The organism is Ileibacterium valens, assembly GCF_001945525.1.
GTDB lineage: Bacteria > Bacillota_I > Bacilli_A > Erysipelotrichales > Erysipelotrichaceae > Ileibacterium > Ileibacterium valens.
In genome coordinates, this window is the sequence record NZ_MPJW01000290.1 from 1 (window position 1) to 4,402 (window position 4,402).

Below are 4,402 nucleotides of genomic sequence, written 5' to 3' on the forward strand. Positions count from 1 at the left end.
CGGGAGAACATGTCTTCAGATGCAGGACATGAGATTATGGTCAGCCGGAGCATTCAGGCGGAAGGAACCTTCGGAGATCTTAAAGAAAACTACAGATACAGCCGATTGAGACGCCGGGGACTGGAAAACGTAAAATTTGAGGTGCTTATTGTGGCCATGGGACACAATATCAGAAAATTAAACAACAGAAATCGGATGAGTTGCCCAGAACTCGAACGTTATGGAAAATTAAAGGAGCAGAAAAGCGAAATCTGAAAAAGATTATAAACAGTCTTTTTGAGTTTTGGCTCTTTTCAGTGCGTTCGAAAATTGACTTGAGCGGAAAAACACATCATAAAACAGGATTGAATCAGATAAAAAGCATAGAAAAAGGGGCTGTAAATCTCGCTGATGAAAAATCAGTCGAAATTTAACAGCCCCTTCTCAACTGATTCGATCGCAGAATGTTGTTTTTTTTTTAAGAGTTTATCATCTTTATTTAAAAATTTTCGAAGGTTAAACAGGACAAAAAAAACTAATCATTTTAAAAAAAATAAATAGAATTCTTGTCTAAAAAAACACTTTCTAATACAGTTTTAGAAAAAAGTTGGGTTGTTTGCGTGTATAATTTTACTGTTCGTGGTTAAAATTATACACAGGATTATTTCTTGAAACTGTTCTTGAAGAATATATCAAGAACCTGCTGTTCAGTAAGATTGTAACGCTGAATAATCTTGCGGATTTCTCGAAGGTTAAAGCAGGCATTCCGCGTTTCATTCATTTTATAAGACAGGGTACCAGTAGAAAGTTCAAGATAATCTGCGAGGGTACCGCGGTTATCTCGGTACTCTCCCATTATGGTTCTTAGCCGGGGTTTATCGATAACAAGATCAGCATTAGGATCGTAAGTTCCAGGAGTTAGTGGCTCTTTAGAATTCAAACCATTTGGTTTTGATTTCTGATCATCAGAGTTCGAAAAATTATCGGACATATTGTCGTTACCTTTCTAATATAAATAAGTATTCGTATGATCGATCAATGAGAATTAGACTGAGAACCTGGAAAATGAGGACAGAAGAGGACAAAAGTTAGTCACTTCTGTTTTTTTTTTTTTTTTTTTGTGAAAAAATTTAATAACAATTAACAAAAGCGAGTCTATATTTATATTTACCGAACAATATGAGTGAAAAAGCACATCGCTTTTTGTTTAATGCTTAAACTTTCACCGCGATTCATATACTGTTTAGGATTTTCCCTAAGTATGCGACTCTCATTAACCACAAATATAATTCTCTATGTCTATGAATATTATAATCTAGCGCGATATCAATTTCATTATTTACGGTAATATATTTATAATCAATTAATCGACACTTAATATGGTAGTCACCAAATATGTCATTAAATGATTACATATCCGAATTTGTCACTTCAAAGTAATATAAATTCTGTTGAAATAACACAATATTAAGATTGTATGAAGATAATTGAACTGATATTAATTAAAATGTCAATATCTAAATTGATAAATACTAAATTTTTTTACCTATGATTGAACTAACGAAATTAAAAGTTGATATTTAATGAAATACTTATACGATATATAATTCAATATCGGAATTTGTAAAACCAAAATAATTCTATTGCGATATTCGTTTGTTAATTTTTTTATTCTTTTTAATTCTGGTTTAAGGTTAATTTGTTCAAGGATCAGATCTGATCGATTGGTTTAATACACAAAATATCATTCAACCTGTTTCATCATCTGACTTGATCCTTCTGTTCTCTCATCTCATTATTGCAGGGAAAGCATCACTCCTTATAGCTTCTGATCAACAAAATCCATATAAGATGACATAAAAATAAATAATTGCATAAATGGATTCTTACTTATTCATATCACACTTTATATAGCACAATCAGCGGATTTATTTTAACGATTTTGTGAGAAATACCGGTTAGAAATGCACAGAATAATGTTCAGTCGTTCATAGATTTCCTCTGGTAAAAAAACAGCTGATTAAAAATAAGAGAATATGGGTAAATATGTGAAATATTAAATCCTGAAATGTTCGAACAATAGAAGAAAAGAATAAAAGAAAATGAAAGAGTTCCTTCGAACAAATGATTAATAACAATCCAAAACAGATAACAATTCGATTCATTTTGACTGAAAAAACTTTCAAATGACATGTATCCGGTTTAAAAAGTCCTATAAAACGGACAAAGACTCAACCATATTTTGAACAAATTTTTCCAATATTGTTTTTCATCAGATATCGGATATACTTTACCTATTCTTTTTTATAGAAGAATACTTTTCGTCTGATCTTAAGGAGGAACTATAGATGAAGTTTTTAGATTCCTACTTCCACCTGTCTGAAAAGGGGACGAACGTCAGAACAGAGATTATTGCCGGTATTACAACATTCCTGGCAATGGCTTATATTCTTGGCGTCAATCCAATGATCCTTTCAGACGCTGGTATGGATATTGAATCTGTATTTACGGCTACGGCTCTTTCTGCAGCTGTTGCAAGTATTATCATGGGTATTCTGGCCAACTATCCAGTCGCTCTGGCAGCCGGTATGGGTGTCAATGCTTTGTTCGCTTACACAATTTGTGGAGCTATGGGTTACAGCTGGGAAGCTGCTCTGGCCGCTGTATTCCTGTCTGGTGTCGTATTCGTGGTGATCTCAATCACCGGCGTCAGAAAAATGATCATTGATGCAATTCCGGTTCAGCTTAAGCTGGCAATCGGTGCAGGGATCGGTTTCTTTATCGCTTTTGTCGGGCTCAAAAACGCAGCAATCATCATTGCGAATGAATCGACTTTTGTAGGAATCGGTAACTTCTCAGATCCTACAGTTCTGCTTTCTATTTTCGGAATTCTTGTCACGATTGCTTGTGTAGTTAAAAAAGTACCAGCAGCTGTATTCGTTGGACTGATCGTCACTGCAATCGTTGGTGTGATTCTTGGGGTAGCTGGTTTTGAAAATATGCCAGTACTCGGTGGAGTATTCTCCTTTGATTTCAAATTGAATGCTGCTGGTGCGTTCATGAATGGATTTACTGAACTGTTCGCAAATCCATTCAATGCCATCGTGGTTATCTTCTCCTTCCTGTTTGTTGACTTCTTTGACACAGCTGGAACATTGGTTGCGGTTGGAACTGAAGTCGGTCTGGTAAACCAGAAAGGTGAACTTGAAGGAGCTGAAAAAGCACTTCTTGCTGACTCGATCGGCACTGTATTTGGTGCAGTTATTGGTACTTCCACAGTAACAAGCTTTGTTGAATCTTCTTCTGGTGTTCAGGTTGGAGGAAAAACTGGTCTTACAGCTGTAACTACTGGTGTTCTCTTCCTGCTTTCCATGCTGATCTCTCCACTGATTCTTGGTCTGATCACAAACGCTGTAACGGCTCCAGCTCTGGTTGTAGTTGGTGTTATGATGGCTCGTCAGATGAAGGGTATTGACTGGGATAACATGATTTATGCGGTATCTGCATTTGTTACGATTATCTCAATGATCCTGACTTACTCCATTTCCAATGGTATTGCCTTTGGATTTGTCGCTTATACAGTAGCTATGATTTCTGCTGGTAAGGCTAAAGAAATTCACCCAACTGTATGGGCTCTGATGGTTATTTTCGTACTCTACTTTGCATCACCTTATCTGTCCTTCTAATCGAAGAACACGATCGAAAATAATTTATTGAATATGAAAAAGTCATTTTCTGAATTTAAATCAGAAAATGACTTTTTTTGTAATATATGTCAGGTAGATGAATAGTGAATCAGGCAACTTTATAAACTGTCTTTCCGTTGACGAGGACTTGCTCGATTTTCTTTTCAAGAAGAAGAGTTTTGATTTCCCGATTGAGTTTTGATGTGATGCCTTTATATCCCATTCTTAAAGCGAGCTGAGTCTTGGAATCTGGATGTTCTTCGAGCAGCATAAGAATTTTATTTCTGTAGTCAGCATTTTTTTTGCTTCCTTTATCGTTCTGAAAAACAGGATGTATCGGTAAAACCACAGAAAGGAACTGTCGCTCAGGATCCATAATCAATTTAAATTCAGGTGATCCATTTAGCTTTAATGCTTTTGCGGCGTTTGGGAAGCCGGTATTTCTTCCTTCAATCAGATGGAGTTCCTTTAAAAAATCACCAATTCTCCGGTTTCGATAAGAACGAGATCTTATTCTTCTTGCCTCAATATCGATATCCTGAATTGAACGGTCAAAACCAGGATGACTTGTGATCTCTAATTCTTCATTGGTTATTCGAACTGTGATCGGTGTTCGTAGTCAATAAAAAAGTTAACAATTTGGGTGATTTATAAGTTAACAGTTTGGGTGATCAAAATGGGGGCTGAAAGGCTCAGGAACAGACATAAGATAGAGTAGCCAATGTCTGTTTCTGAGC

At 35.8% G+C, this 4,402-nt stretch carries 4 protein-coding genes and 1 pseudogene; 2 read left to right on the plus strand and 3 right to left on the minus strand.

Annotated features, from left to right (window positions below):
• Nucleotides 1–255, plus strand: a 255-nt coding sequence (locus BO222_RS13160) for a transposase (RefSeq protein WP_075817320.1), incomplete at its 5' end; no start/stop codon positions are given.
• Between the two features lie 385 nt (nucleotides 256–640).
• On the opposite strand, the gene BO222_RS13165 is transcribed toward BO222_RS13160, so the two are convergent.
• On the minus strand, nucleotides 641–970 hold the full coding sequence (locus BO222_RS13165) for a hypothetical protein (protein ID WP_075821161.1): 330 nt from the start codon (nucleotides 968–970) through the stop codon (nucleotides 641–643).
• Nucleotides 971–2,327: 1,357 nt separating this feature from the next.
• Between BO222_RS13165 and BO222_RS13170 the strand changes: the two genes are divergently transcribed.
• Nucleotides 2,328–3,665, plus strand: coding sequence for an NCS2 family permease (locus tag BO222_RS13170; protein WP_075821162.1), 1,338 nt, complete (start codon nucleotides 2,328–2,330; stop codon nucleotides 3,663–3,665).
• Nucleotides 3,666–3,774: 109 nt separating this feature from the next.
• Here the strand turns inward: BO222_RS13170 and BO222_RS14220 are convergent, their stop codons facing one another.
• Nucleotides 3,775–4,014 carry a hypothetical protein gene (locus BO222_RS14220; RefSeq protein ID WP_233131277.1) on the minus strand — a complete coding sequence of 80 codons (240 nt, stop codon included), beginning with the start codon at nucleotides 4,012–4,014 and terminating at the stop codon, nucleotides 3,775–3,777.
• 27 nt (nucleotides 4,015–4,041) lie between these two features.
• Nucleotides 4,042–4,272, minus strand: a pseudogene (locus BO222_RS14470) (ATP-binding protein); the annotation flags it as partial.
• Nucleotides 4,273–4,402: the final 130 nt, after the last annotated feature.